Raw genomic sequence first — 1,296 nt, 5'->3', positions numbered from 1 at the left:
AGGCCCACCGCGATGGTGAAGCCGACCTGGCCGATGGTGGTCACCCGTCCCGCGAGCAGGGCCAGCATGCTGACCGCGAAGATCACGCCCGCGGTGGCGGTCGCCCGGGCGATGCCGGTGGCCGAGCCGTCCGGCGCCTCCTCGTGGATCCGCTTCGTCAGCAGCAGGTTGTAGTCCGCACCGACCGCCACGAGGATCACGAACGCAATGGCTGCGACGGTCCAGTCGAGCTGGACGTCGAGTCCGTACTGCCAGACCAGCAGGGACAGGCCCATCGCCGCGCCGTACGACAGCACGACGGTGGCCATCAGCGCGAACGCCGCGACCAGGCTGCGCAGCAGCAGGAGCAGGACGAGGAAGACCGCGACCAGCGAGCAGAGCGCGATCACCTCGAGGTCGGACGTGGAGTACGCGCGGAGGTCGTTGTTCGTGGCCGCCATGCCGGTGACCGACACGGTGGCGTCGTCGAGGCGGGTTCCGTTGAAGGACGTCTCGATGAGGTCGCGCACGTCGGCCGCACGCCGGGAGGCCTCGGGCCCGAAGGCGTCGGTGCTGCCGAGGACGGCGATCCGCGCGGTGCGGCCGTCCTCGGAGACGAAGAGCCGACTGGCAGCGGCGAAGGACTGGTTCTCGAGAGCCGTCGGCGGGAGGTAGAAGCCGCCGGCGCCCGGGCCGTCGGCGGCGCGGCGGGTCTTCTTGAGGTGGCGGGCGGCCGCCGCGAGCCCTTCCTCCAGCTCGGGCAGCGTGGCCGCGACCTGCTCGGTCCCGCCGCGCAGGCGGTCGGCGCCGGAGGCGAGCTCGTCGGCGCCGCCGGCGAGCTCCTCGAGCCGGTCGGCGAAGGTCCGCTGCCCGGCCGCAAGCTGCTCGGTGCCGGTCCGCGCCTGGGCCAGGCCGCCGCGCAGCTGGCGCAGGCCGCCGCGCAGGTCGCCGGTGCCCCTCGCGAGCGTGCGCGCGCCCTTCGCGGCCTCGCGCAGGCCGGGCAGCAGCTGGTCGCGCTCGGCCTCCCAGATCTGCTTGATGCCGTCGCGCGCCTGGCGGCACGCGGGGTCGAGGCCGCAGGTGAGGCTCTTGCGGGACAGCGCCTCGTGCACCAGGGCGAGGCCCTCGACGGCGACCTCCACCTGGTCCGCGGCGGTGCTCAGGCCCGTGGCGAGCGCGGCGGCGCCGGTGCGCAGGTCACCGGTGCCGGACACGGCGGCGTCGGCGCCGTCGAGCAGCTGCTCCATGCCGGCGGAGAGGCGGGCGCTGGCGGTGGCGATCCGCCGCGCGCCGCCGGCTCCCTCGGCCACCCTGGCC

The 1,296-nt window shown here is 75.3% G+C and carries 1 protein-coding gene; it reads right to left on the bottom strand.

Annotated elements, in window-relative coordinates; all coding sequences use genetic code 11:
* Nucleotides 1-1,296: MMPL family transporter (locus L615_RS03525; protein ID WP_145724139.1), on the bottom strand; the 1,296-nt coding region annotated here is incomplete at both ends.

Source organism: Nocardioides sp. J9, assembly GCF_007829375.1.
GTDB lineage: Bacteria > Actinomycetota > Actinomycetes > Propionibacteriales > Nocardioidaceae > Nocardioides.
Note: the sequence above shows the minus strand (reverse complement) of the source record. Positions and strands in the feature narration are given on the sequence as shown.